Origin of the sequence: Nocardiopsis alborubida (genome assembly GCF_012396365.1) — a bacterium.
In the GTDB taxonomy this organism is placed as follows: Bacteria; Actinomycetota; Actinomycetes; order Streptosporangiales; family Streptosporangiaceae; genus Nocardiopsis; species Nocardiopsis alborubida.
This window is the reverse complement of sequence record NZ_JAAXPG010000022.1, coordinates 71,115-96,871: the sequence shown is the minus strand read 5'-3', so window position 1 is coordinate 96,871 and position 25,757 is coordinate 71,115. Positions and strand designations below refer to the sequence as shown.

The window sequence follows — 25,757 nt, the reverse complement described above, 5'->3', positions numbered from 1 at the left end:
CGGCGACGACCTAGGGTCCATTGACCTTCACATGTTACGGAACTTTCCGGAAGTTTCGTCGGTCGCCAGATCGGAGATCCCCCCATGAAGCCGCTCCGCCTCGTCACCGCCGTCCTCGCCGCGACGGCGTTGTCGGTCCCCCTGGCCGCCCCCGCGGTCGCCTCCCCCGGCCACGGTCACGGCCACTGGCCGCCCAACCACCCCCGATACGCCAAGCCGGGCACGCTGCGCTGGGCCGCGCCCGACGGCCTGGTCATCGGCACCGCCGTCGCGGGCGGCGGACACCACGAGGAGCAGGACTACCCCGACCCCTTCACCTCCGACCGGCAGTACCGCCGGATCCTGGCCCGGGAGTTCAGCTCTGTCTCCCCCGAGAACCAGATGAAGTGGGAGTACATCCACCCCGAGCGGGGCGAGTACGCGTTCGGGATGGCCGACAGGATCGTGGACTTCGCCGAGCGCCACGGCCAGGACGTGCGCGGGCACACGCTGCTGTGGCACAGCCAGAACCCCGAGTGGCTGGAGGAGGGCGACTTCACCGACGAGGAGCTGCGCGAGATCCTGCACGACCACATCACCACCGTCGTCGGCCGCTACGAGGGCCGGATCTCGCAGTGGGACGTGGCCAACGAGATCTTCGACGAGGCGGGGGAGCTGCGCACAGAGGACAACATCTGGATCCGCGAGCTCGGGCCGGGGATCATCGCCGACGCCTTCCGCTGGGCCCACGAGGCCGACCCGTCGGCGGAGCTGTACTTCAACGACTACGGCGTCGAGGACGTCAACGCCAAGAGCGACGCCTACCACGCGCTGATCCAGGAGCTGCTGGCGGACGGCGTGCCGGTGCACGGGTTCTCCGCCCAGGTGCACCTGAGCATGCAGTACGGATTCCCGTCCGGCCTGGAGGAGAACCTCCAGCGCTTCGACGACCTCGGCCTGGGCACGGCGCTGACCGAGGTGGACGTGCGCATGGCGGTGCCCGGGGGCGGGGAGCCGACCGGGGAGCAGCTGGAGCGGCAGGCCGACTACTACGGGCAGGCGCTGGAGGCCTGCCTGGGGGTGGAGGGCTGCGACTCCTTCACCATCTGGGGCTTCACCGACAAGTACTCGTGGGTGCCGGTGTTCTTCGAGGGCGAGGGCGCGGCGACCGTCATGGACGGGGACTTCGACCGCAAGCCCGCCTACTTCACCCTCCGATCCCTCCTGAAGGGGGCCGAGGACGACGGGCAGGGCCGCCCTCCCTGGGCGGGCCACGGCCGGTAGCCGGGTACCGCGCCCCCGTCGCCGCGCCCGTCGGCGTTCCTCCGCCGGCGGGCGCGGTATGCCCGGCTCAGCGCGCGCCGTGCCCGGCGCGGGCGCCCCTCGCCTGGAACCCCTGGTGGGAGCGGTCGTCCGGCGGGCGTGTGAGCCCCGCCCCGGAGGGCTCCCGTGCCCTGGGGGTCAGGCTGCGGTGTGGTAGATGTTCTGCGCCCGGCCCAGGCCGTCGGTGAGGACCGTGCGCACCGCGTCGGCGGCGCGTTCGACGTTGAGGTCCAGCTCGGCGCGCTCGGTGGAGGAGAAGTCCTTGAGCACGTACGCGGCCGGGTCCATCCGGCCCGGCGGGCGGCCCACCCCGAAGCGCACGCGGATGTAGTCCGGGCTGGACAGGGACGAGGTCATCGACTTCAGGCCGTTGTGCCCGCCCGGCCCGCCGCCCTTCTTGAGCTTGAGCGCGCCGAAGTCGATGTCCATCTCGTCGTGCACCACGACGATCCGCTCGACCGGGACCTTGTAGAAGCGGGCCAGGCCGGAGACCGGACCGCCCGACAGGTTCATGAAGCTCCGCGGCTTGGCCAGCACCACGGGAACACCGTCCAGGCGGGTCTCCACCACCTCGGCGTGCGCCTTGTGCGCCTTCCAGCGCTCGCCGCCCGCGAGCGCCTCCACCACCAGGAAACCGGCGTTGTGCCTGTTCCCGGCGTACTTGGGCCCGGGATTGCCCAGTCCCACGACGAGCCAGCGCTCGGTATCGGCCATGTCCTCGTTCTCTCCGCCGACGTTGCCGTCCCCGGCGCTCTCCGCACCGGGGCCCCTGCCGCCGAACAGCCTGCCCCACCAGTTGCCCATGGGGCACGACCCTACCGGGACGGCGGCTGACACGACGGACGCGCGGCCCCTCTCGGGAGACCGCGCGTCGTCGATGTGTGCCTTGCGGCCGCCTACTCGGCGGCGCTCTCGGTGGCCTCGGCGCCCTCGGCGGCCTCCTCGCTGGTCTCCGGCTCCTCCTCCACGCGGGGGGCGGAGACGGTCAGCAGGAGGGTCTCGGGCTCGGTGACCAGAGTGACGCCGGAGGGCAGCTTGAGGTCGGCGGCGGTCGGGTTGGCGCCGATCTCCAGGTCCTCGATGACGAACTCGACGCCCTCGGGGATGTGGGTGGCCTCGGCCTCGACGGCCACGGTGACGAGCTCCTGGTTGAGCACACCCGGGGCCTTGACCTCACCGATCAGGTGGACCGGGATCTCGACCTCGACCTTCTCGCCCTTGGAGACGACCAGCAGGTCGATGTGCTCCAGGAAGCCCTTGATGGCGTCGCGCTGCACGCTCTTGGGCAGGGCAAGGTTGTCCTTGTCCAGGCCGTCGAGGCGGATCAGGACGTTGGGGGTCTTCAGGGCGAGCATGAGCTCGTGGCCCGGCAGGTTCAGGTGGCGGGGCTCGGTGCCGTGGCCGTAGAGGACGGCCGGCACCTTACCCGCGCGGCGGGCGCGACGAGAGGCGCCCTTGCCGAATTCCGTGCGGGGCTCGGCAGCGATACGTACCTCGGACACGACAAAACTCCTCGGGTTCAACCCCGCAGCACGGGGAACACGACTCCAGTAGCACGAACGATTCCCGCCCTCGGCGGTGAATGCGGCGGGGACTGCCCTCAGGCAGGGACGCAACCGCCCTGGTTCCAGGCGTGCCCGGCGAGCCGCCACCGGACCCGCCCGGCCCGGGAACGCTCGTCGCGCACCCCTGCCCGCCTTCCACACGCAGCCTTCTTAGGGCTCCGCCTGGGCACGGGGACACTCGGTCAAGTCTAATGGCTTCGCCGACGACTCCGAACATGGCCCGCGATTCCCTCCCCGGTCCGGACAAGCCCCCAGAGAAACCTGCGGGCCGGGCGGCTCGTGCGGACGTCCGGGCGGCTCGTGCGGACGCCGGCGAGAACGTCCGCCCCGGCGGCGGGGGCTCCGCCCCGTCCGCCCGCCAGGCCGCCGCCAGGACCCCGGGACGCCGGTTCGGGCACGCCGGGACCGGGAACGCGCCGGTCCGCGCGCTGGAGACCGTCTGCGCCTTCGCGCACCGCTCCCGCAAGGGGCCGGAAACGGCGGAGACCCCCCGCGGCCCGCCCGGAGGGGCGGGCCGCGGGAGGTCCCGGACGACAGGCGGGACGCGCGTCCCCCGCGTCTACTCGAACAGGCTCGTGACCGAGCCGTCGGTGAAGACCTCGCTGATGGCGCGGGCCACCAGCGGCGCGATCGAGAGCTGGGTCAGCTTCTCGAAGGAACGCTCCTCCGGAACGGGCAGCGAGTTGGTGATGACCACCTCGGAGATCCGCGAGCTCTGGAGGCGCTCGGCCGCGGGACCGGACAGCACGCCGTGCGTGGCGGCCACCAGGACCTTGGCCGCGCCCTGCTCGAACAGGGCCTCGGAGGCCTTGACGATGGTGCCGCCGGTGTCGATCATGTCGTCCACCAGCACGCAGACGCGGCCCTTGACCTCACCGACGACCTCGTGCACGCGGACCTGGTTGGCCACGTCCGGGTCGCGGCGCTTGTGGATGATCGCCAGCGGAGCGCCGAGGCGGTCCGCCCAGCGGTCGGCGGTGCGCACCCGGCCCGCGTCCGGCGAGACCACGGTGATCTCGGACTGGTCGACCCGGCTGGCGATGTGGTCGGCCAGTATCGGCAGCGCGAACAGGTGGTCCACGGGGCCGTCGAAGAAGCCCTGGATCTGGTCCGTGTGCAGGTCGACGGCCATCATCCGGTCCGCGCCCGCGGTGCGGAACAGGTCGGTCATGAGGCGGGCCGAGATGGGCTCGCGGCCGCGGTGCTTCTTGTCCTGCCGGGCGTAGCCGAAGAACGGGGTCACCACGGTGATCCTCTTGGCGGACGCGCGCTTGAGCGCGTCCACCATGATCAGCTGCTCCATGATGGACTCGTTGATCGGGTCGGAGTGGCACTGGATGACGAACGCGTCCGAGCCGCGCACCGACTCCAGGTAACGGACGAAGATCTCACCGTTGGCGAAGGTGTCGAACCGGGTGGGGACCACGTCGATCCCCAGTTCCTTCGCGACCTCCTCGGCCAGGCTCGGGTGCGTGCGCCCCGAGAAGAGCATCAGGTTCTTCTGGCCGGTGGCCTTCATCCCGGTCACGTGTTTCTCCCCCACAGTCACTGCTTGTCGTCGGCTCTGTGCCGATCGGCCTGCTCCGCCGCCTCGGCGGAGGGCGTACCCGGGCGCTTGCGCCGGGTCCAGCCCTCGACGTTGCGCTGGCGGTGCCCCTCGGAAACCGCGAGAGCACCGGGCGGCACGTCGTCGCGGACCACGGTCCCCGCCCCGGAGTAGGCGCCGTCGCCCACGCGGACCGGGGCGACGATGGTGTTGTCGCTGCCGATCCTGACGTGGTCGCCGATGACGCTCCGGGACTTGTTGACCCCGTCGTAGTTGACGAACACCGAGGAGCAGCCGATGTTGCTGCCCACGCCGATGTCCGCGTCGCCGACGTAGGTCAGGTGCGGGATCTTGGACTCGGCGCCGACGTTCGAGTTCTTGACCTCGACGAAGGCTCCGGCCTTGGACCGCTCGGCCAGACGGGTGCCCGGCCGCAGGTAGGTGTAGGGGCCGACGGAGGCCCCGGGGCCGATCTCGGCCCGGTCCGCCGTGGTCTCGCGCACCGTGGCGCCCGCGCCGACGACCGTGTCCCTCAGGTCCGCGCGGGGGCCGACCACGGCGTCCTCCCCGACGGAGGTGGCGCCCAGCAGCCGGGTCCCGGGTTCGATCACGGTGTCGCGGCCGATGGTGACCTGGGTGTCCACCCAGGTGGTGGCGGGGTCGACGACGGTGACCCCGGCGAGCATGTGCTCGTGGACCAGCCGGTCGTTGAGGACGCGGCGGGCCTCGGAGAGCTGGACGCGGTTGTTGACGCCCTGGACCTCGTGCCAGTCCCCCGCCGCCCAGGCGCCGACCCTGTGGCCGTCGCCGCGCAGCAGGGAGACGGCGTCGGTCACGTACTCCTCGCCCTTGGCGTTGTCGGTGGACAGGCGTTGGACGACCTCGGACAGCAGGGCGCCGTCGAAGGCGTACATGCCCGAGTTGATCTCGTCGATCGCGTGCTGCTCGGGGGTGGCGTCGGCGTGCTCGACGATGCCGGTGAAGTCGCCGTCGGCGTCGCGGACGATGCGGCCGTAGCCGTGGGGGTCGGGTACGCGCGCGGAGAGCACCGTGACGGCGTTGCCCTCCTCGTCGTGGGCCGCGACGAGCTCCGCGAGCGTGGAACCGCGCAGGAGGGGGGTGTCACCGCAGGTCAGGACCACGGTGCCGCTGAGCTTGACGCCCTTGGCGGCCAGGTCCTCGATCGCCATGCGCACGGCGTGACCGGTGCCGTTCTGCTCCTCCTGGACCGCGGTGGAGGCCTGGGGGGCGATCTCCTCCAGGTGGGATCTGACCTGCTCACGCGCGTGGCCGACGACCACGACCGCGTGCTGGGGATCGAGTTCCCGCGCCGCCGCGAGCACGTGGCCGAGCATGCTGCGGCCGTTGAGCTCGTGGAGGACCTTGGGAAGCTTCGACTTCATTCGGGTGCCCTCGCCCGCCGCGAGGACGATGACGGCAGCCGGACGGTTCACGCTCACTGAGGAGTCCCTCGTGGTAGCTGGTGGCTGAGATGTCGGCTCACCCTTTCGGCGGCGCGACCCGCATGCCGCACGGGCGGCCGTCGGATGACCAGCGGCCGACATGGGAAGGATACATGTGCCTCACCAGCGCCCCACGGGCGCGTGACGCGGGGGTGAGCGGCTGTTGGCCGCACCCCGCCTGTGGCGTCGGTTTCCGAGGGTTTGGTGTGAGATGCGCCGCTTCGGATGGTTGCGTCCGTTCCGCAGGGGTACGCGGTGTGAGACGGGACGTGCGGACCGGCGCGCCGCGCGCGGTCTTCGGACGGCGGCGGACACCGTGTTCCGGGCGCGTCCCCGACGGGACGCGCGCGCGGATCCGCTGGAGTGACCAGCGCGTACGCGCGCGACACCGGGACAGCTCCCGGACCAGGGCTCGAACCTGGACGATGGGGACCAAAACCCCACATGCTGCCGATTACATCATCCGGGAACGCGTCGGGGTGGAACACACCACCCGCACGCCAGCCACCAAGATAGCGCCTTTCATGGAGGGCTTGCCAAACCTACGGCATCGTAGGTTACGGTTACGTAGGAATAGGTTGGGTCGTCGCGGCGGTCACTCAGGTGCCCTCGGACGCCGTCCTGACCGCGACGACGTCGCCTGACTGCATGACAGCGAGGAAGAACCATGACCGCTGCTCCCGAGCTACCGACCGAGAAGACAGAGCCGAAGCGCGAGGCGATCCCCGAGTACGAGCCCGAACTGCGCGGCAAGGCCGAGCGGTACACGGTCTTCGCGTTCGTGTTCGTGCCGCTGATCGCGCTGCTGGCCTCGCTGCCCTTCTTCTGGGGCTGGGGCCTGTCCCTGACCGACATCGCCATCGCCTCGGTCTTCTACCTGATCAGCGGGCTGGGCATCACGGTCGGCTTCCACCGCCACTTCACGCACGGCTCGTTCAAGGCCAAGCGCCCGCTGCGCATCGCGCTCGCGATCGCCGGCTCGATGGCCATCGAGGGCAGCGTCATCAAGTGGGTGGCCGACCACCGCCGCCACCACAAGTACGCCGACGCCGAGGGCGACCCGCACTCGCCGTGGCGCTTCGGCGACGACTGGAAGTCGGTCGCCAAGGGCCTGTACTACGCGCACATGGCGTGGATGTACCTGGACGACAAGAAGACCTCGCCGCGCCGCTTCGCGCCCGACCTGCTCAAGGACAAGGACATCGTCCTGGTCGACAGGCTCTTCGGTCTGATCGTGGTCTTCTCCCTGGGCGCCCCGGCGCTCATCGGCGGTCTGGTCACCATGTCCTGGTGGGGCGCGTTCACCGCCTTCTTCTGGGCCAGCCTGGTGCGCATGGCCCTGCTGCACCACGTCACCTGGTCGATCAACTCCATCTGCCACACCATCGGCGAGGAGAACTTCGAGGTGCGCGACCGCTCCCGCAACGTGTGGTGGCTGGCCATCCCGTCCTTCGGCGAGTCCTGGCACAACCTGCACCACGCCGACCCGACCTGCGCGCGCCACGGCGTGCTCAAGGGCCAGATCGACATCTCCGCCCGCGTCATCTGGATCTTCGAGAAGCTCGGCTGGGCCTCCAAGGTCCGCTGGCCCAACAACGAGCGACTCGCCGCCAAGCGGGTCAGCGTCTAGGATCGGTAGCCATCATGGGAGCAGCCGACAGCGATCAGAAGATCCGTGTGCGCCGCAAGCGCATGACGGGCAAGGAGCGTCGGCAACAGCTCGTGGAGATCGGCCGGGAGCTGTTCGCCGAGCGCGGGTTCGACGCGGCCTCCGTCGAGGAGATCGCCGCGCGGGCCGGTGTGTCCAAGCCCGTGGTGTACGAGCACTTCGGCGGCAAGGAGGGCATCTACGCGGTCGTGGTCGACCGTGAGATGCGCACCCTCCTGGCGATGATGGGCGAGGCCCTCTCCGCCGACGGCGCTCGGAGCAAGATCGAGAACGCGGCCCTGGCCCTGCTGCGGTACGTGGAGGAGAACACCGTGGGGTTCCGGGTGCTGACCCGGGACTCGCACGCGGCCTCCGGCACGGGAAGCTTCGCCAGTCTGCTCAACGACATCGCCAGCCAGGTCGAGCACATCATGGTCGACGAGTTCGCCGAACGGGGTTACGACCCGGCGCTCGCCCCCATGTACGCCCAGGCCCTGGTGGGGATGTGGGCCCTGACCGGCCAGTGGTGGCTGGAGGTGCGCAGGCCCAAGCGCGAGGTGGTCGCCGCGCACCTGGTCAACCTGGCGTGGAACGGGCTGTCGAGCCTGGAGCCCAAGCCGAAGCTGGGTCCGGGCAAACGCAGGGCGGGCTGACCTCGGAAGGTCCTCCCAGATCTGTGGGGCGGGTGTGCACGGCATACCCGCCCCACTATCTTGATGTCAAGAGATAAGCTGTCCCCATGCGCGATGAGGTGGATGGGCTGATCGAGGCGTGGCGCTCCGAACGCCCCGACGTGGACGTGACGCCGCTGGAGGTGTTCAGCCGGGTGTCGCGGCTCGCACGCCACCTGGACCGCGCCCGGCGCACCGTCTTCACCGAGCACGCCCTGGAGCCCTGGGAGTTCGACGTGCTCGCCGAACTGCGCCGCTCCGGCCCCCCGTACGAGCTGAGCCCCGGGCGGCTGCTGCGCGCCACCCTGGTGACCTCGGGGACCATGACCAACCGGGTGGACCGGCTGGCCGCGGCCGGGCTGGTGCGGCGCCGCCCCGACCCCGCCGACAAGCGCGGGGTCCTGGTCCGGCTGACCGAGCAGGGCGCCCAGCGCATCGACGCGGCCCTCAAGTCGCTCCTGAGCTACGAGGAGACCCTGCTGGCGCCGATGGCCGACGACGACCGCGAACAGCTGGCGTCGTTACTGAGACGCCTCCTGGCGCCCCTCGACAGGGGCCCCGAGGGCCAGCAGGGCTAGTCACCGAGCGGTACCCGCCTCCTTCCGTGGCCGTGCGGGCGGCGGGCCCGGCGCCGTGTGGCGAACGCCTCCCGGGAACCGCGCGTGAGGTCCGCGCCTTCCGGGGTAGTGCAGCCCCGGTACGCGCAGTCGATCGTTCGGGGGGACACGTGCGAGTCCGTTGGATGGCCGTGGCGGCCGCGGCCGTGCTGGTCGCGGGGTGCTCGGGCAGCGGTGACGGGGGCGATGGCTCCGGCGGCGGTGAGGGCGGCGGGGCGGACTCCGGCGGCCACTACCTGTCCCTGGGCGACTCGATCAGCGTGGGCGTGCAGCCCGACGAGGACGGCGAACCGGTGGAGACCTCCGAGGGCTACACCGACGTCCTGTACCGCACCCTGAAGGAGGACTCCCCGCGGCTGCGGCACGAGCGGATGGGGTGCGCGGGCGAGGACACCACCACCTTCATGGAAGGCGGCCTGCCCGGCTGCGACGCGCGCTACGAGCAGGGGTCGCAGCTGGAGGAGGCCGAGGCCTTCCTGGCCGGGCACGAGGGCGAGGTGGACCTGGTGACGCTCACCATCGGCGCCAACAACTTCACGAGCTGCGTGCGGGGGATCAACACCCCCGAGGGGCAGGCCCCCGACTCGGGGGACGTGGACATCGACCGCGCGTGCGTGGACGAGGGCCTGGACCGGCTCCGGGAGGAGACCCCCGAGATCGCCGAGCGGCTGCGCGACGCGGCGGGGCCGGACACGCAGATCATCGGGATGACCTACTACAACCCGTTCCTGGCCTTCCTGCTGATGGACGGGGACCCCGCCCAGCAGGCGGCCGCGTCGGCGGAGGAGGCCGAGGAGCTCTTCCCCGAGACCGAGGCGCGCGGGGGGCTGGCCGAGGAGGCGGTGGACATCCTGCTGGAGGTCAACGGGACGATCGCCGACGCCTACCGGGCGGAGGGGATCGACGTGGCGGAGGTGGACACGGTCTTCGAGTCCACCAACCAGGAGGTGCCCCAGGGCAGCGAGACGGGGCTTCCCGCCAACCTCCAGAACGTCTGCGACCTGACGTGGATGTGCCACGGCGAGCGGGGGCCGGACATCCACCCCAACGAGGAGGGTGCGCGCGAGATCGCCGCCGTCTTCGCCCGGCAGGTCGGCTGAGGCGGCCGGATCGGCTGTGGCGGCCGGGGCGTCCCACCGGCTGCCCCGGCGGCCGCGTTCGGGGACGGGCCGCCGGACTGGCCGGACGTGCTGCCGTTGCGACGCACGGGGTTCTGACCTGGGATGGTCTTGTACTCATAGCCGATGTCGACGCGCGAACCTCGCCATAAGCACAAGACCGCGGCGGATCAGGCCGTCCGGTGGGGCTACTCCGCGCCGCCGGGGAGGGCCTTCTCGATGAGCGCGGTGACCCTGGGGTCGTCGGGCTCGGTCGAGGAGCGGAAGCGGTGCACGGCGCCGTCGGGGAGGACGAGGAACTTCTCGAAGTTCCACTTGACCTTCCCGGCCCTGCCGTCCTCGTCGGCGGCCGAGGAGAGCGCCGCGTAGAGCGGGTGCTGCTGCCTGCCGTTGACCTTGGCCTTGGCCGTCATGGGGAAGGTGACGCCCCAGGTGGCCGAGCAGTACTCGGCGATCCTCTCCTCGCTGCCGAACTCCTGGAGGAACTGGTTGCTGGGGACGCCGAGCACGGTGAACCCCCGGTCGCCGTACTGGTGCTGGAGCTTCTCCAGCCGCTCGTACTGCGGGGTGTAGCCGCAGCGCGAGGCGACGTTGACCACCAGTCTCACCTTGCCGGACCACTCGCCGAACGTCGTCTCACGTCCGTCGATCAGGGTCACGGGGATCTCGTCCAGGCCGCTCATCCGCGTCCATCTCCTTGCTTGCCGGGGCGCCGACGCCCACCGAGTGGCGTGGTGCTTCACGACGTATTCGGAGCACACGCCGCCGTGGCTCGGATTCTTTCTCAGGAAGGGGCCCCGGTCCAGCCGTACCGCCCGCGCACCGCGCCTCCGCGCGGGCCGTGCCGACGTGCTCGCGGGCGGAACCGCCTCGCTTCCCATGAATGCCCGCGGACAATACCCGGCACGGACGTACGCGTTCTTGTACAATGAGCCTCCTTGTACGTTACAGCGCCGGGAGGCCAGACGTGAAGACGATGAGCTACTCGGAGTCCCGTGCCAACTACGCGGCCACGCTCGACTCCGTCGTCGACGACCGCGAGGAGGTGGTGATCACCAGAGCCGGGCACGAGCCCGTGGTCATGATGGCGCTGTCGGAGTACGAGACCCTCAAGGAGACCGCCTACCTCCTCCGCAGCCCGGAGAACGCGCGGCGTCTGGTCACCGCGATCGAGGAGCTGGAGTCCGATCAGGGCATAGAACGGGATCTGGCCGAATGAAACTGGTCTGGGCCCAGAGCGCCTGGGAGGACTACGTCTGGTGGCAGGGACAGGACCGCAAGATCCTCAAACGCATCAATGCCCTGATCAAGGACATCGACCGCAACGGAAACGACGGCATGGGCAAGCCCGAGCCGCTGCGGCACGGTTTCCAGGGCTACTGGTCCCGCCGCATCACCGACGAACACCGGCTGGTGTACAAGATCAGCGGGGATGAGATCCGGATAGCCGCCTGCCGCTATCACTACGGGAAGTGACGGCGGAGGGCGGGTCCGTGCCCTCCGAGCCGGACGCCCGGCCTCGACATCGCGGCCGGGCGTCCTTCGCGGTCCGCCGTACTACGGCCTCACTCGCCGACGAGTTCGGCCTGTTCCAGCCAGACCTCCTCCAGCTCCCCGCGCTCGGCGGCCAGGGCCTTGGCCTCGGCGTCGAGTTCGGAGAGCCGGGTGTAGTCCTCGGCCGCGGCGGCCATCAGCTCGTGCAGCTCCGCCTCGCGCTTGGCGATGCGGTCCATGCGCCGCTCGACGCGCTGCATCTCCTTCTGCGCGGCGCGCCGCTCGGCCGCCGACACCGCGGGCTGCTCCGCCGGGGCCTGGGCCGCGGCGGCCTCAGAGGCGCCCAGCGGCACGGTGGCCTCGCCCGCGCTGGCCGCGCGGCGCTGGAGGTACTCGTCCACGCCCCCGGGCAGGAAGGCCAGACCGCCGTCGCCCATCAGGGCCAGCACGCGGTCGGTGATGCGCTCCAGGAAGTAGCGGTCGTGGCTGACCAGCACCAGGGAGCCGGGCCAGCCGTCGAGCAGGTCCTCCAGCTCGGTGAGCGTCTCGATGTCCAGGTCGTTGGTGGGCTCGTCCAGCAGCAGCACGTTGGGCTCGTCCATGAGCAGGCGCAGCAGCTGGAGGCGGCGGCGCTCACCGCCGGACAGGTCGCCGATCGGGGTCCACTGGCGCTCCCCCCGGAAGCCGAACCGCTCCAGCATCTGGCTGGCGGTGTAGTCGCGCTTGCCGATGGTGATGTGCTCGCGCACGTCCATGACCGCCTGGAGGGGTCGGGCGGCGGGGTCGAGTTCGACGACGTTCTGGGACAGGTGGGCGAGCTTCACGGTCCGGCCGGTGCGCACGGTGCCGGAGTCGGGCTCGCGCTCCTCGGCCAGGATCTTGAGCAGCGTGGACTTGCCCGCGCCGTTGACCCCGACCAGGCCGACCCGGTCACCGGGGCCCAGCTGCCAGGTGAGGTGGTCGAGCAGGGTCCGGTCGGGGATGGCCACCGACACGTTCTTGAGGTCGATGACGGTCTTGCCGAGCCGGGAGCTGGCGAACTTGACCAGTTCGACGGTGTCGCGGGGCGGCGGCTCGTCGGCGATGAGCTGGTTGGCCGCCTCGATGCGGAACTTGGGCTTGGAGGTGCGGGCCGGGGCGCCGCGGCGCAGCCAGGCCAGCTCCTTGCGCATGAGGTTCTGGCGGCGATCCTCGGACGCGGCGGCCTGGCGCTCGCGCTCGGCCTTGGCCAGGACGTAGGCGGCGTAACCGCCCTCGTAGCGCTCGACGGCGCCCCGCCCGACCTCCCAGGTGCGGGTGGTGACGGCGTCCAGGAACCAGCGGTCGTGGGTGACGACCACGAGCGCCTCGGGACGGCCGCGCAGGTGCTCGGCGAGCCAGGCGATGCCCTCGATGTCGAGGTGGTTGGTGGGCTCGTCGAGGACGATGAGGTCGTGGTCGCCGACCAGGAGCCGGGCCAGGCCGGAGCGGCGCCGCTCACCTCCGGAGAGGCCCGCCATGGGGGTGTCGAGGGCCCAGCCGCCGAGGAGTCCGCGCAGGATGTCGCGGACGCGGGCGTCGCCCGCCCACTCGTGCTCGGCCCGGTCGCCCAGGACGAACTCCCCCACCGTGGTGTCGGGGAAGGTGTCGCGCTGGTGCAGGAAGCCGATGCGCAGCCCGCGGTTGTGCACCACCCGCCCGGAGTCGGGCTGGGTGATGCCCGAGAGCACGGAGATGAGCGTGGACTTGCCGCCGCCGTTGCGGCCGACGACGCCGATGCGCTCACCCTCGTCGACGCCGAGCGACACCTTGTCGAGGAGTACGAGCGGCCCGTAGGCCAGGGACACGTCCTGAAGATTGACCAGATTCATCACTGTCCATTGTGGCGGCAGTGCCGTGGTGCGCTGACCGCCGCCGGCCCCGGGACGGCTCCCGGGCCTCACTCCCGTCCCGTCGGCTCCTCGTCGAGCAGCAGCCGGGCCACGGCGTCGTCCGTCACCAGCGTCGACACCAGGCCGCTGCGCAGCGCGGCGCCGATCGCCCTGGCCTTGGCCTCGTCCCCGGCCCCGGCGACCGCGACCACCTCGGGCACCCGGCGCAGCTGGTCCGCCCGGACGCTGATGACCCTCTCGTCCAGGTCGGAGTGCACCTGCTGTCCTTCCGCGTCGAACAGCTGGGCGGACATCTCCGCGCACACGCCCAGCGCGGTGTACCTGGCCCGCGAGTCCGGGTCCAGCGCCTGGAAGACGGTCGAGTTGTGCTCGTCCCAGCCCCCGATGGCCACCACGGCCGTCGTCAGGCGGTCGAAGTGCGCGAACGCGGAGGCGATGCCCGGGTCGGCCCGCAGCGTCGCCGCCGTCGCGGCGTCCGGCAGGATGAGCGGCGCGTAGATCGGGTACGCCGGCCCGCCCGAGAGCGCGGCCGCCCGGCGCACCGTCTCGACCGACCCGCCGCCCTCCGCCTGCTCGGACAGCACGCCGTTGAGCTGCACCACCGTGCAGCGCGGCAGGTCGACCATGTCCACGCCCATCAGCTGGAGCGACCTGCTCCAGGCCAGCCCCAGCACCTCGTCGGGCCGCACGATCTCCGACAGCAGCCGCGCCGCCACCGACCCCAGCGCCCGGCGGGTGTCCCGCGGGTCGTCCAGGGCGTCCACGACGATCGCCCTGCGCAGGCCGAAGGCCGCGCGCATGCGCTCGGACAGCTCCCCGTCCAGCCGGGCGGGCAGGCGGATGTCGATGCGCACGATCCCGCTGCTGCGGGCGGCCTCCAGGTCCCGGGCGACCTTGAACCTGCTCAGGCCGAACTCCTCGGCGATCTCCACCTTGGACCGCCCGTCCAGGTAGAACCTGCGGGCGATGGCGGCGAGACGCACCATCTCCGCGGGGCCGCTGGGGGCCGTCTCCTGAACCTCACCACGCTGATCGCTCATACGTGCAGGAGTGTACTCGAATGTGCTCCCATCCATTGACAGCGCGTTTCCGATGGGCGTTCAATGTTCGAAACATCTGTGACTCATGTCGCTCACATGAGCGTCCAACGGGAGGTTCCCAACCGTGCGTGCCGCCATCATCACCGAACCGGGCTCCGTCACCGTGGGGGACCGCCCCGACCCCCGCCCCGCCGCCGACGGCGTGGTGGTCCGGGTCGGCGCCTGCGGGATCTGCGGGACGGACCTGCACATCGCCGACGGCGAGTTCCCGCCCAGCCCCTACCCGCTGGTGCCCGGGCACGAGTTCGCCGGAACGGTCACGGCCGTCGGCGAGAGCGCCCCGGGGGACCTGCGCCCGGGCGACCGGGTGGCCGTGGACCCCTCCCTGTTCTGCGGGCACTGCGAGTACTGCCGCGCCGGGCGGGGCAACCTGTGCGCCAACTGGGGCGCGATCGGCGACACCGTGGACGGCGCGTTCGCCGAGTACGTGGCCGTCCCCGCCGCCAACTGCTACCGCCTGCCCGACTCGGTGAGCATGCGCGAGGGCGCCCTGGTCGAGCCGCTCTCGTGCGCCGTCCACGGTGTCCGGCGCATCGGGGTGGAGAACGGCGAGCGCTTCCTGGTGGTGGGCGCCGGGACCATGGGCCTGCTCCTCCAGCAGCTGCTGCAGAACTCCGGCGCCCGCGTGACCGTGGTCGACCGCAACACCCGCCGCCTGGCCATCGCGGCCGACCTGGGCGCCGCCGCCACCGCGACGGACACGTCCGGGTTGGGCGACGAGCGCTTCGACGCCGCGGTGGACGTCACGGGCGCGCCCCCGGCCATCGAGGCGGCCTTCGACTCGCTGAGGCGGGGCGGGCGCCTGCTGGTCTTCGGGGTCGCCGACGAGGCCGCCCGCGTGGCGCTGTCGCCGTTTCGGATCTACAACGACGAGATCACCGTCGTGGGCTCCATGGCGGTGCTGAACAGCTACGGGGCGGCCGTGGACCTCATCAGCGCCGGCGCCGTGCGCACCGCTCCGCTGCTCACCGACGCCCTGCCCCTGGAGAAGTTCCCCGAGGCGCTGGCCATGATGCGCGCGGGCACCGGGGTGAAGGTCCAGATCGTCCCCGACGAGACCGCCTGACCCGGGAAGGCAGCGAACGTGCACACCACCTACGCCGTCCGGGCGACCGCCGCGGCCGCCTCCGGACTGCTGCTCACCGGGTGCGCCGGAATGGGCGCCCTCTCCTCCGATGACGGCACCGTCCGGCTGACCGTCGCGATCGTGTCCAACCCGCAGATGCAGGACGCGATCTCCCTGGAGGCGCGGTTCCGCGAGGAGCACCCCGGCATCGGGATCGACTTCGTGTCCCTGCCGGAGAACGAGGCCCGCGCCAAGATCACCACCTCCGTGGCCACCGGCGGGGGCGAGTTCGACGTCGTCATGATCAGCAACTACGAGACCCGCCAGTGGGCCGAGTACGGCTGGTTGGAGAACCTACAGCCCTCCATCGACGCCGCCGGGGACTACGACCACGAGGACTTCGTCCCCTCCATCAGGGAGGACCTGTCCTACGAGGGCGACATGTACTCGGTGCCCTTCTACGGCGAGTCCTCCTTCCTCGCCTACCGGAAGGACCTGTTCGAGGAGGCCGGCGTGGAGATGCCGGAGAACCCCACCTGGGAGGAGGTGGCGGACCTGGCCGCCGAGCTCGACGGCGTGGAGCCGGGGGTCTCGGGGATCTGCCTGCGCGGCCTCGCGGGCTGGGGCGAGGTGCTGAGCCCCTTCAACAGCGTCCTGAACACCTTCGGCGGACGCTGGTACGACGAGGAGTGGAACGCCGAGATCGACTCCCCCGAGTTCCGGCGCGCGGCCGAGTTCTACGTGGGCCTGGCACGCGAGCACGGCCAGCCGGGCGCCGCCAACAGCGGGTTCGGGGACTGCCTGAACCGCTACTCCCAGGGCCGGGCGGCCATGTTCTACGACTCCACCTCCATGGTCAGCACCATCGAGGACCCGGACTCCGCGACCGTGGCCGGGCTCAACGGCTACGCCGCGGCACCGGTGGCCGAGACCGACTACGGCGGCTGGCTCTACACCTGGGCGCTGGGCGTCCCCTCCACCTCCGAGCACAAGGAGGAGGCGTGGGCGTTCCTGGAGTGGATGACCGACAAGGACTACGTCCGCACCGTCGCCGAGGAGTACGGCTGGCAGCGGGTACCGCCCGGCAACCGGCTCTCCACGTTCGAGGTCCCCGAGTACCAGGAGGTCGCGCGGGCCTACGCCGAGCCCATGCTCCAGGGCATCCAGCGCGCCGACCCCGAGGACCCGGGCACGCGCCCGGTCCCCTACGAGGGCATCGGCTTCCTCGCCATCCCCGAGTTCCAGGACCTGGGCACCCGGGTCAGCCAGCAGCTGAGCGCGGCCATAGCCGGGCAGATCACCGTCGAGCAGGCGCTGGAGCAGAGCCAGGAGTACGCCGAGGCCGTCGGTGAGACCTACAAGGAGGACGACCGATGAGCGCTGTGACAGCGCCCGCGCGCGAGGCGCCCGCGGCACCGACACCGCCCGAGCGGCCGAGGCGGAGCCGCGGCGGGGGCGGATGGGCCCGCAGGGCCCCGTTGCTGCCCGCCCTGGTGTTCATGCTGGTCGTCACCCAGCTGCCGTTCCTGGCGACGGTCGTGTACTCGCTGCGCTCGTGGAACCTGCTGCGGCCGGACTCCCAGGCGTGGGTGGGCCTGGCCAACTACGCGGCGGTCTTCACCGACCGGCAGTTCCTGGGCGCGGCGGCGAACACGGTGCTGATCACCGCCTCCTGCGTCGTGGTGGCGATGCTGCTGGGCATCGGACTGGCGCTGCTGCTGGACCGGAGGTTCCGGGGGCGCGGCGTGGTGCGCACGCTCGTCATCACCCCGTTCCTGATCCTGCCCGTGGCCACGGCGCTGCTGTGGAAGCACATCATGCTGGAGCCGGTGTTCGGCCTGGTGAACTTCGTGCTGTCGCCGTTCGGGGTCGAGTCGTTCGACTGGGTCTCCCAGGCGCCGGTGCTGTCGGTGGTGGCCGCGCTGGTCTGGCAGTGGACGCCGTTCATGATGCTGCTGGTGCTGGCGGGGCTCCAGAGCCAGGGCGGTGACGTGCTGGAGGCGGGCCAGGTCGACGGCGCGTCCCGGTGGCAGATGTTCGCCTGGATCACCCTGCCGCACCTGCGCCGCTACATCGAGCTGGGCGTGCTGCTGGGGTCGGTCTACGTGGTGAACACCTTCGACACGATCTACATGATGACCCAGGGCGGACCGGGCACCGCCAGCTCCAACCTGCCCTTCTACGTCTACCAGCGGACCTTCCTCGGGTTCGACATCGGCCAGTCCGCGGCCATGGGCGTCGTGGTGGTGGTCGGCACCATCATCGTGGCGACGCTGGCCCTGCGGCTGATCTTCCGCACGTTCATGAACGCACAGGAGGTGAGCTCGTGACCGCCCGAGCCCCCGAACGCCCCGTGGGCGCCGGAGGCGGCGCCGTCGCCGCACGAGCGCCGCGCGGGGCCCGCCGCTCCCGGGCCCGTCTGGGGAGCGCCGCCCTCACCGTGTTCACGTGGGCCGTGGGACTGGTCTTCGTGTTCCCGGTGCTGTGGCTGGTGCTGACGGCGTTCAAGGAGGAGAACCAGGCCGCGACCGACCCGCCGACGCTCTTCTTCCAGCCGACGCTGGACCGGTTCTCCACCGTCCTGGGGGCGGACTTCCTGCCGTACCTGGGCAACTCGGTGATCGCCACCCTGGCGTCCACGCTCCTGGTGCTGCTGCTCGGGCTGCCCGCCGCCTACGCGCTGTCGGTGGCCCCGGTCAAGCGGACCCAGGACGTGCTGTTCTTCTTCATCTCGACGAAGATGCTGCCGGTGGTGGCGGTCGTGGTGCCGATCTACGTCGCCGCCTCGCAACTGTCGATGCTGGACAACGTGTGGACCCTGGTGGTGCTGTACACGGCGATGAACCTGCCCATCGCGGTGTGGATGCTGCGGTCGTTCTTCCTGGAGGTGCCCAAGGCGATCGTGGAGGCGGCCCGGGTGGAGGGCGCCGGGCTGGCACGCGTGCTGTGGTCGGTGATGATGCCGGTGATGGCCCCGGGCATCGCGGCGACCGCGCTGATCTGCATGATCTTCGCCTGGAACGAGTTCTTCTTCGCCGTCAACCTCACCGCCGCCCGGGCCGCGACCGTCCCGGTGTTCCTGACCGGCTTCATCACGAGCGAGGGGCTGTTCGTGGCGCAGCTGGCGGCGGCCGCCGTCATGGCCTCGCTGCCCATCGTGGTGATCGGCTGGACGGCCCAGCGCCAGCTCGTGCGCGGCCTGTCGATGGGCGCCGTCAAGTAACAGGCGCGAGGGGAGCCCGGGGCCGCGCCGCGCGGGGCCCCGGGCGGGTCCGGGCCTCACACCGGCGACAGGGTCACACCAGGAAGAAGGCCCGGGCGGACTTGGCGATGCCCTCGGCGTCCAGCCCGTGCGCCCGGGCGTGCTGCGCCGGGGTCCCGTAGGCGCGCACCTCGCGGTCCCGGGCCACGCCCAGGCCCAGCTGGCGGTGGCGACGGTCGGCCAGCGCCGCGGCGACCTCGTGCGCCGAGGTCCCGCTCAGGTAGGGCTCCACCACCAGCACGTCGGCGTTGCCCGCCGCGCCGACGATCGCGCTCAGCCCCTCACGGTCGAAGGGGCGCACGGCGGCCGTGTAGGCGACCGTCACGTCCAGGCCGGCTGTGGCCTCCAGCACCCGGTCCAGCATCGGCCCGACCGCCACCACCACCCCGGCCGAGCGCGGCGAGCCCGTCCGCACCACGCTGAGGCGTCCGTCCAACGGCATCGCCGCGCGGTTGGAGGTCCCCGACAGCCGCACGTACACGCGGTCCTCACCGGGCAGGGCGGCCTCCAGGGCGGCGCGCACCTCGTCGGGGTGCCCGGGCGCGTACACGGTCCAGCCCGGCAGGGTGTCCAGCAGCGCCACGTCACCGGGCGCCTGGTGGGTGCGCCCCTCCTCCGCGGCGTCGTAGGAGCCGCCGATGCTCACCAGGACGGCGCCGACGCCCTGGTGTCCCAGGTCCAGCTTGACCTGTTCGAAGGGCCGCTCCACCAGGAACGGCGCGTAGCTGTGCACGACCGGGCGCATCCCGGTCAGGGCCAGTCCCCCGGCCACGCCGATCATGGCCTGCTCGCGGATGCCCACGTCGATCACCCGCCCGGGGTGGCGGGCGGCGGCGCCCCGGAACATGCCCGCCGAGATGGCGGCCAGGACGACGGCCAGGCGTGGGTCGGTGTCCATGGCCCGGTTGACGGTGGCGGCGAAGGTGTCACGCATGGGGCTCTCCTAGGAACGGACGCGGGCGACGACGGCCAGCGGCCGTCCGGGGTGGGGGCGGGTGAGCGCCCCGTACAGGGCGTCGTGGTCGCGTCCGGAGACGTCGCGGGCCTCCCAGCCCTCGGTCTCGAAGCGGGCGCCGATCCCGCCCGGCCAGCCGTGGCTGGCGGAGGCGTTGTCCACGGCGACGACGGTGAGGTTGTCCGCGCCGAGCCGTCCGGCGACCGCGATGGCCTCGTGGTTGCTGCCCTCGTCGAGCTCGCCGTCGCCGACGAGCACCACGACGCGGGGCCGCGCGCCGTCGGGGCGGCGGATCCCCTGGGCGCGCAGTCCGAGCGCGCTGCCCAGCCCCAGGGGCAGTCCGTGGCCGAGCGACCCGCTGCCGATCTCCGCCCCCGGCACGAGCAGCCGGTCCGGGTGGTGGCCGAGCGGGGAGTCGAAGGCGGTCCAGCCGCGCAGCGTCGGCACGTCCAGGAAGCCCTTGGCAGCGAGCACGGCGTAGAAGGCGGCGGGACCGTGGCCCTTGGAGAGCAGGAACCGGTCCCGGGCCGGATCGTCGGCGGTCTCCGGAGTGACGGACAGCACACGGTCGTAGAGCACCCACACGACGTCGAGCGTCGAGTGGGCCGCTCCGTTGTGCTTCTCGTCACCCTCCATGAGTCCGATGAGGGCCGGCAGGTCGGCGTAGCGCGAGAGGGCGGTTGCGGTCGTCATGTCCACCAGTGTTGAACCCAAACAAAGGTTGAGGTCAACTGGCGCGGACCGTCTCCGACCAGGAGAAGCAGCAGTGATTTAGGTCACAGGACGGTGGCCCCGGGGACGTCCCCGTACGCCGTCACGACCTGCTCGCACAGTCCGCTGCCCTCCAGCGCCGCCACCACCGCGGCCTCCCGCTCCGCGACGACCGACTCCTCCTCGCCGCCCCCGCCGACCAGGAAGGCGCAGGTCGGACCGGACCCCGACACCAGGGATCCCAGGGCTCCCGCTCCTGCGCCGGTCTTGAGGGTGCGTTCCAGTTCCGGCAGCAGCGAGAGCGCGGCCTCCTGGAGGTCGTTGGTCAGCGCCGCGCCCAGGGCCGCCGGATCGCCGCTGACGAGCGCGTCGGCCAGCACACGGTCCCGCCGGGGTTCGGGGGCGTCCGGTCGGATGCGGTCGTACTCGGCGAACACGCTGGCCGTGGACAGCCCGTGCGCCGACAGCGCGAAGACCCACCGGAACCTTCCCGGGCTGGTCATCGGCCGCAGGATCTCCCCCCGCCCCATGCCCACCGCGGTGGCGCCCAACAGCGCGAAGGGCACGTCGCTGCCCAGGTCGGCCGCGTACCCCACCAGCTCCTCCAGGGGCAGGCCGCAGCCCCACAGGCGGTCGCAGGCCAGCAGGGCGGCCGCGGCGTCCGCGCTGCCCCCGGCCATGCCTCCCGCCACCGGGATGTGCTTGTCCAGGTGGACCGTGACCGGGAAACCCCGGCCGGTCCGCTCCGCCAGCAGGGTCACGGCGCGCGCGGCCAGGTTGGACCCGTCCAGGGGCACACGGGACAGGTGGGACCCCAGCGCACCGCCCGCGGTCAGTCCGGCGAAGACCTCGGAGGCGGCGGATCCGACACCGCCGGGCGGGCTCGGTCGGCGCGAGGAAGCCGCCTTGACGGTAACCTCATCGAACAGCGAGACGGCGTGGAACACGTTGACGAGGTCGTGGAACCCGTCCTCACGTCTGGGCCCCACCGCCAACTGGAGGTTCACCTTCGCGGGGACCCGCACGGTTACGGTGGTATTAACGGTCACGAGTCCCCAATCGTAAAGGAACCCCCACCTTGCGTGAACACAGTGCCCTCAAGGGGCGTCGGTGTGTTCACCGCCTCCCGTCGGCGCGTACGCCGTCAGAGGAAAACGGGAACCCCGGACGCGGTTCGGGGATCGTCACCACTGTCATGTCAGTTTCCGCCCGTCCCCAGAACGGCCCAATCAGGCCCGTGAGTGGGAAACCGGGCACAAACACCGCTACCTTGGGGCAAGGCGGAGTTTGGACACCGTCGGGGAGGGTCGCTTGCCGTCGGATGGGCTCCCGAAGAACCTGGAACCGCTGGCCGCCGGGGATCCGGCCACCATCGGTCCCTACGTGCTGTCCGGCAAGCTGGGTAGCGGCGGCATGGGAACCGTCTACCTGGGCAGCACTCCCGAGCGCAACAACCAGGTAGCCATCAAGGTCATCCGCCCGGAGCTCGCCTTCGACGAGGCGACGCGGGCGCGCTTTCGCGACGAGATGGAGAACGCCCGCAAGGTCGCCTCCTTCTGCACCGCCAAGGTGCTCGACCACGGGACGTTCGAGAACCGTCCCTACATGGTCACCGAGTACATCGCGGGCACCGCCCTGGCGGAGCACATCGCCGAGAACGGCCCCCTGGACTCCTCGACTCTGCACGGCTTCGCGCTGGGCGTGGCTGCGGCCCTGGCCGCCATCCACCGCACCGGGCTGGTCCACCGCGACCTCAAGCCCGCCAACGTGCTGCTGTCGCTCTCGGGGCCCCGGGTGATCGACTTCGGCATCGCCCGCGCGATGAACACCGCCACCAACCACACCCAGACCGGCATCGTCATGGGCAGCCCCGGCTGGATGGCGCCCGAGCAGCTGCTGGAGGAGAAGGTCACCACCTCGGCGGACATCTTCGCCTGGGGCTGCCTGGTGGCCTTCGCCGGGAACGGCACCCACCCCTTCGGCAACGGCGACGCGATGACGCTGGGCAAGCGGGTGCTGTTCGCCGAACCCCAGATCGGCAACCTGGACAGCCCCCTGGACCGCCTCGTGACGCGCGCGCTGGCCAAGGAGCCGGGCCGCCGCCCCACCGCGCAGGACCTGCTGCTGGAGCTGGCGGGCGGCGAGGACAACAGCAACCCCAACGACATGGTCTCCCACGCGCTGCACCAGTCGTGGCGGCCCAACCTGCCGCCGGTGCCCCCGCCCGGCATGCCCCACCCCCAGCAGGGGCCGCGCCAGACCATGACGGGCATGCGGCGCCCGGGGCCCGGCCAGTACCAGGGCGCACCGCCCATGCCCCCGCCCGCGCACCAGACGGGCAACTACCCGCGCCCGCAGGGACCCCCGCCGGGCCATCCGGCCGCCCACCCCGGCGGTCCTCCGCCGGGGGGCCAGGCGCAGCAGCAGGGCGGTCCGGCACCCGGAGTCCAGGCTCCGGGCGGACAGCCCCAGGGCGGTCCGATGCAGCAGCCCCGGCACGTGCCCGGACCCCCCCAGGCGCCGCACCCGGCCTCGACCGGCCAGATCCCGATGGTCCCCCCGGCCGACCAGCAGACGGGCCGCCGGGGTCCGCAGCCCTACGTCCCGCCGGTGCCCCCGCCACCGCACCAGCCCGCCGCGCCGAACCGGCGCAGGGGGACGGTCGTGGCCCTGGCCCTGGGAGCCGTGGCGCTGCTCGCGGCGCTGATCATCATGGCGACCGTGCTGGCCAACCTCAGCGACTGGTCGCTCTTCGGAGACAGGGACTCCCAGGGGGACACCTCCGGGCAGACGGGCGCCGCCCAGGAACCGCAGGACCCCGCGCCCGGCGACGAGTCCCCCGGCGGCGCCGGGGATGAGGCGCCCGGCGAGGTGCCCGGCGGGATGTCGGGCGCCTCGGCCGACCGCATGGTCGAGTACTGGATCAGCGGGGTCAGCTGCGGCCTGACCGAGCACAACATCCGCTCGGAGCTGCCGTCCACCGGCCAGTACTGCGTGGTGGACCTGAAGCTGGTCAACACCAGCGACGAACTGGTGGAGTTCGACCACACGGCGCAGCACATGACGACCAACGGGGAACCCGTCAGCGCCCAGGCGCCGTCCGTGCGCGAGATCGAGGATCCGCTGTGGGACCCGGCCGGGATCGGTCCCGGGGCCACCGCGGCGGGCGAGCTGGTGTTCGTGCTCCGCGACGACAGAGAGCCGCGGACGCTCGTCCTCAACCACCGGGCGGGCGCGGAGGCCACGGAGATCAACATCGAGCACATCGTGGACTGAGCCCGGGGCCGAGCGGGACCACAGCAGGCCGACGGGACCGCAGCAGGCCGGGACGTACCGGAGCGGCCCGGGGCGGGATGGACCTGCCGGAGGGCAGCACCGTGCCGACGGGGTGGGAAACCCCCCGTACATCCAGGACACCGCATCCGCGCCCCGCTCCGCCACCCCCGGTCCGCGCCTGTGGACAACCGGCGCCCGGGGCGGCACCGCCGAAACGAACGGACGGGCCCGGGGTGACGACGCGTCGTCACCCCGGGCCCGTCCGCTGCCTCGGGGAGGCCCGCCCTTCCGGGGGTTCACCCCCCGGGAGGGGCTACTCCCACTCGATGGTGCCCGGGGGCTTGCTGGTCACGTCCAGCGTCACCCGGTTGATCTCGCGCACCTCGTTGGTGATCCGGTTGGAGATCCTGGCCAGCACGTCGTAGGGCACGCGCGACCAGTCGGCGGTCATGGCGTCCTCGCTGCTGACCGGGCGCAGCACGACCGGGTGGCCGTAGGTGCGCCCGTCGCCCTGCACGCCCACCGACCGCACGTCGGCGAGCAGCACCACCGGGCACTGCCAGATGTCCCGGTCGAGCCCGGCGCGGGTCAGCTCCTCGCGGGCGATGGCGTCGGCCTCGCGCAGGATCTCCAGGCGCTCGCGGGTGACCTCGCCGATGATGCGGATGCCCAGGCCGGGGCCGGGGAAGGGCTGGCGCCAGACCATCTCGGCGGGCAGTCCCAGCTCCTCGCCGACCTTGCGCACCTCGTCCTTGAACAGCTCGCGCAGCGGTTCCACCAGCGTGAACTGGAGGTCGTCGGGCAGGCCGCCCACGTTGTGGTGGGACTTGATGTTGGCGGTCCCGGTCCCGCCGCCGGACTCCACCACGTCCGGGTAGAGGGTGCCCTGCACCAGGAACTCGACCTCGGCGCCGGTCTCGCCGCTCTCGGCGACGACCTCGCGGGCCGCCTGCTCGAACACGCGGATGAACTCGCGGCCGATGATCTTGCGCTTCTCCTCCGGGTCGGTGACCCCCGCCAGTGCGGACAGGAACCGCTCCTCGGCGTCCACGACCTTGAGCTTGGCGCCCGTGATCGCGACGAAGTCCTTCTCCACCTGCTCGGCCTCGCCCTTGCGCAGCAGGCCGTGGTCGACGAAGACGCAGGTCAGCTGGTCGCCGACGGCGCGCTGCACCAGGGCACCGGCAACGGCGGAGTCCACCCCGCCGCTCAGCGCGCAGATGACGCGCTTGTCACCGATGTGCTCGCGGATGCGCTCCAGCTGCTCCTCGACGATGTTCACCATCGTCCAGGTGGGGCGGCACCCGGCGCCCTCGTACAGGAAGCGCCGCAGCACCTCCTGGCCGTGCTCGGTGTGCAGGACCTCGGGGTGGAACTGGACGCCGAAGAGGTTGCGGCCGGTGTGCTCGAACGCGGCGACCGGGGCCCCCGCGGTGCTGGCGGTCGTGGCGAAGCCCTCGGGGGCCTCCACCACCGAGTCGCCATGCGACATCCACACCAGCTGCTCGGCGGGCATCCCGGCGAACAGCAGGGAGTCGGTGACCGCCGACAGCTCGGTGCGGCCGAACTCACTTAGGTCGGTCCTGGCGACGGTGCCGCCCAGGGCCCGGGTCATCGCCTGGAAGCCGTAGCAGATGCCGAAGGTGGGCACCCCGGTCTCGAACAGCTCGGGGCCCAGGTTCGGGGCTCCCTCGGCGTAGACCGACGACGGTCCGCCGGAGAGGATGATGGCCTTGGGTTTCTTGGCGAGCATCTCCTCGACGGGCATGGTCGAGGGCACGATCTCACTGTGCACGTGGCATTCGCGGACCCGGCGTGCGATCAGCTGCGCGTACTGCGCGCCGAAGTCGACGACGAGAACGGTGTCGAACGTGCTCTCAGCACCAACGGACACGACGGAGGACCTTCCGCAGGAAGTACAGGGATGTCCGCCCAGTCTAGGGCGTGTTCGGCGGGCATCCGCCCTGCTGCGCGACGCCCCGGCACGGCTCCCGCCGCGTTCTCGTCAGTCGGCGGCCGCCCCCGGGCCGGCTCCTTCCCCGGCCCTGCGAGAGCCGCACCGGACGCTCCCGCCCTCCACCGCCCTCGGCCG

The 25,757-nt window shown here is 71.7% G+C and carries 23 protein-coding genes; 12 read left to right on the top strand and 11 right to left on the bottom strand.

Annotated features, from left to right (window positions below):
- The first annotated feature begins 84 nt into the window (after positions 1-84).
- A complete protein-coding gene (locus HGB44_RS21910; RefSeq protein WP_061083730.1) occupies positions 85-1,263 on the top strand; it encodes an endo-1,4-beta-xylanase in 1,179 nt (392 codons plus the stop codon).
- Positions 1,264-1,440: 177 nt separating this feature from the next.
- Here the strand turns inward: HGB44_RS21910 and pth are convergent, their stop codons facing one another.
- From pth to glmU, 4 genes are all read right to left on the bottom strand, one after another.
- On the bottom strand, positions 1,441-2,106 hold the full coding sequence (gene pth / locus HGB44_RS21905; protein ID WP_061083729.1) for an aminoacyl-tRNA hydrolase: 666 nt from the start codon (positions 2,104-2,106) through the stop codon (positions 1,441-1,443).
- Positions 2,107-2,198: 92 nt separating this feature from the next.
- The gene (locus tag HGB44_RS21900) at positions 2,199-2,804 is read right to left on the bottom strand and encodes a 50S ribosomal protein L25/general stress protein Ctc (protein ID WP_061083728.1); all 606 of its coding nucleotides are present in this window, start codon (positions 2,802-2,804) and stop codon (positions 2,199-2,201) included.
- A gap of 622 nt (positions 2,805-3,426) precedes the next feature.
- Positions 3,427-4,395, bottom strand: a complete 969-nt coding sequence (locus HGB44_RS21895) for a ribose-phosphate diphosphokinase (RefSeq protein WP_061083228.1) — start codon at positions 4,393-4,395, stop codon at positions 3,427-3,429.
- 17 nt (positions 4,396-4,412) lie between these two features.
- On the bottom strand, positions 4,413-5,873 hold the full coding sequence (glmU, locus tag HGB44_RS21890) for a bifunctional UDP-N-acetylglucosamine diphosphorylase/glucosamine-1-phosphate N-acetyltransferase GlmU (RefSeq protein ID WP_082768618.1): 1,461 nt from the start codon (positions 5,871-5,873) through the stop codon (positions 4,413-4,415).
- 670 nt (positions 5,874-6,543) lie between these two features.
- On the opposite strand from glmU, the gene HGB44_RS21885 reads away from it, so the two are divergent.
- The 4 genes from HGB44_RS21885 to HGB44_RS21870 all read left to right on the top strand — a co-directional run bounded on the left by HGB44_RS21885 (position 6,544) and on the right by HGB44_RS21870 (position 9,912).
- A complete protein-coding gene (locus tag HGB44_RS21885; RefSeq protein ID WP_061083224.1) occupies positions 6,544-7,506 on the top strand; it encodes an acyl-CoA desaturase in 963 nt (320 codons plus the stop codon).
- Between the two features lie 14 nt (positions 7,507-7,520).
- Positions 7,521-8,177, top strand: coding sequence for a TetR/AcrR family transcriptional regulator (locus tag HGB44_RS21880; protein WP_210751979.1), 657 nt, complete (start codon positions 7,521-7,523; stop codon positions 8,175-8,177).
- Between the two features lie 86 nt (positions 8,178-8,263).
- Positions 8,264-8,773, top strand: a complete 510-nt coding sequence (locus tag HGB44_RS21875; RefSeq protein WP_061083223.1) for a MarR family winged helix-turn-helix transcriptional regulator — start codon at positions 8,264-8,266, stop codon at positions 8,771-8,773.
- A gap of 164 nt (positions 8,774-8,937) precedes the next feature.
- Positions 8,938-9,912, top strand: coding sequence for a GDSL-type esterase/lipase family protein (locus tag HGB44_RS21870; protein ID WP_061083222.1), 975 nt, complete (start codon positions 8,938-8,940; stop codon positions 9,910-9,912).
- A 206-nt stretch (positions 9,913-10,118) separates the two neighbouring features.
- On the opposite strand, the gene HGB44_RS21865 is transcribed toward HGB44_RS21870, so the two are convergent.
- On the bottom strand, positions 10,119-10,613 hold the full coding sequence (locus HGB44_RS21865; RefSeq protein WP_061083221.1) for a glutathione peroxidase: 495 nt from the start codon (positions 10,611-10,613) through the stop codon (positions 10,119-10,121).
- A gap of 284 nt (positions 10,614-10,897) precedes the next feature.
- On the opposite strand from HGB44_RS21865, the gene HGB44_RS21860 reads away from it, so the two are divergent.
- Both HGB44_RS21860 and HGB44_RS21855 read left to right on the top strand, forming a co-directional pair.
- Positions 10,898-11,149, top strand: coding sequence for a type II toxin-antitoxin system Phd/YefM family antitoxin (locus tag HGB44_RS21860; protein ID WP_061083220.1), 252 nt, complete (start codon positions 10,898-10,900; stop codon positions 11,147-11,149).
- Positions 11,146-11,406 (top strand): Txe/YoeB family addiction module toxin, encoded by a 261-nt coding sequence (locus tag HGB44_RS21855; RefSeq protein WP_061083219.1) that lies wholly within the window; start codon positions 11,146-11,148, stop codon positions 11,404-11,406. The genes HGB44_RS21860 and HGB44_RS21855 overlap by 4 nt, the downstream gene beginning before the upstream one ends.
- An 89-nt stretch (positions 11,407-11,495) precedes the next feature.
- Here HGB44_RS21855 and HGB44_RS21850 read toward each other — a convergent pair whose 3' ends face one another.
- Together HGB44_RS21850 and HGB44_RS21845 are read right to left on the bottom strand one after the other, a co-directional pair.
- A complete protein-coding gene (locus HGB44_RS21850; RefSeq protein WP_061083218.1) occupies positions 11,496-13,274 on the bottom strand; it encodes an ABC-F family ATP-binding cassette domain-containing protein in 1,779 nt (592 codons plus the stop codon).
- Positions 13,275-13,342: 68 nt separating this feature from the next.
- Complete coding sequence (locus HGB44_RS21845) at positions 13,343-14,281, bottom strand: sugar-binding transcriptional regulator (protein WP_061083217.1); 939 nt, start codon at positions 14,279-14,281, stop codon at positions 13,343-13,345.
- A 178-nt stretch (positions 14,282-14,459) separates the two neighbouring features.
- On the opposite strand from HGB44_RS21845, the gene HGB44_RS21840 reads away from it, so the two are divergent.
- From HGB44_RS21840 to HGB44_RS21825, 4 genes are read left to right on the top strand one after another with little or no spacing between them, the layout of a single operon-like run.
- Positions 14,460-15,461, top strand: coding sequence for a zinc-dependent alcohol dehydrogenase family protein (locus tag HGB44_RS21840; protein ID WP_061083216.1), 1,002 nt, complete (start codon positions 14,460-14,462; stop codon positions 15,459-15,461).
- A gap of 18 nt (positions 15,462-15,479) precedes the next feature.
- Complete coding sequence (locus HGB44_RS21835; protein WP_061083215.1) at positions 15,480-16,838, top strand: ABC transporter substrate-binding protein; 1,359 nt, start codon at positions 15,480-15,482, stop codon at positions 16,836-16,838.
- Entirely contained in the window at positions 16,835-17,791 is a 957-nt protein-coding gene (locus HGB44_RS21830) for a carbohydrate ABC transporter permease (protein WP_061083214.1), read from the top strand. The genes HGB44_RS21835 and HGB44_RS21830 overlap by 4 nt, the downstream gene beginning before the upstream one ends.
- On the top strand, positions 17,788-18,684 hold the full coding sequence (locus HGB44_RS21825) for a carbohydrate ABC transporter permease (protein WP_061083213.1): 897 nt from the start codon (positions 17,788-17,790) through the stop codon (positions 18,682-18,684). Before HGB44_RS21830 ends, HGB44_RS21825 begins: the two co-directional genes overlap by 4 nt.
- Positions 18,685-18,757: 73 nt before the next feature.
- Here the strand turns inward: HGB44_RS21825 and HGB44_RS21820 are convergent, their stop codons facing one another.
- From HGB44_RS21820 to HGB44_RS21810, 3 genes are all read right to left on the bottom strand, one after another.
- Positions 18,758-19,657, bottom strand: a complete 900-nt coding sequence (locus HGB44_RS21820) for a transketolase family protein (RefSeq protein WP_061083212.1) — start codon at positions 19,655-19,657, stop codon at positions 18,758-18,760.
- 9 nt (positions 19,658-19,666) lie between these two features.
- On the bottom strand, positions 19,667-20,371 hold the full coding sequence (locus HGB44_RS21815; RefSeq protein ID WP_061083211.1) for a thiamine pyrophosphate-dependent enzyme: 705 nt from the start codon (positions 20,369-20,371) through the stop codon (positions 19,667-19,669).
- Between the two features lie 83 nt (positions 20,372-20,454).
- On the bottom strand, positions 20,455-21,438 hold the full coding sequence (locus HGB44_RS21810; protein ID WP_082768617.1) for a 4-(cytidine 5'-diphospho)-2-C-methyl-D-erythritol kinase: 984 nt from the start codon (positions 21,436-21,438) through the stop codon (positions 20,455-20,457).
- Positions 21,439-21,700: 262 nt separating this feature from the next.
- Here HGB44_RS21810 and HGB44_RS21805 point away from each other — a divergent pair, with 262 nt between their 5' ends.
- Complete coding sequence (locus HGB44_RS21805; RefSeq protein WP_061083209.1) at positions 21,701-23,665, top strand: serine/threonine-protein kinase; 1,965 nt, start codon at positions 21,701-21,703, stop codon at positions 23,663-23,665.
- Positions 23,666-23,978: 313 nt separating this feature from the next.
- Here HGB44_RS21805 and guaA read toward each other — a convergent pair whose 3' ends face one another.
- Positions 23,979-25,559, bottom strand: coding sequence for a glutamine-hydrolyzing GMP synthase (gene guaA, locus HGB44_RS21800; RefSeq protein ID WP_061083208.1), 1,581 nt, complete (start codon positions 25,557-25,559; stop codon positions 23,979-23,981).
- Positions 25,560-25,757 lie beyond the last annotated feature (198 nt).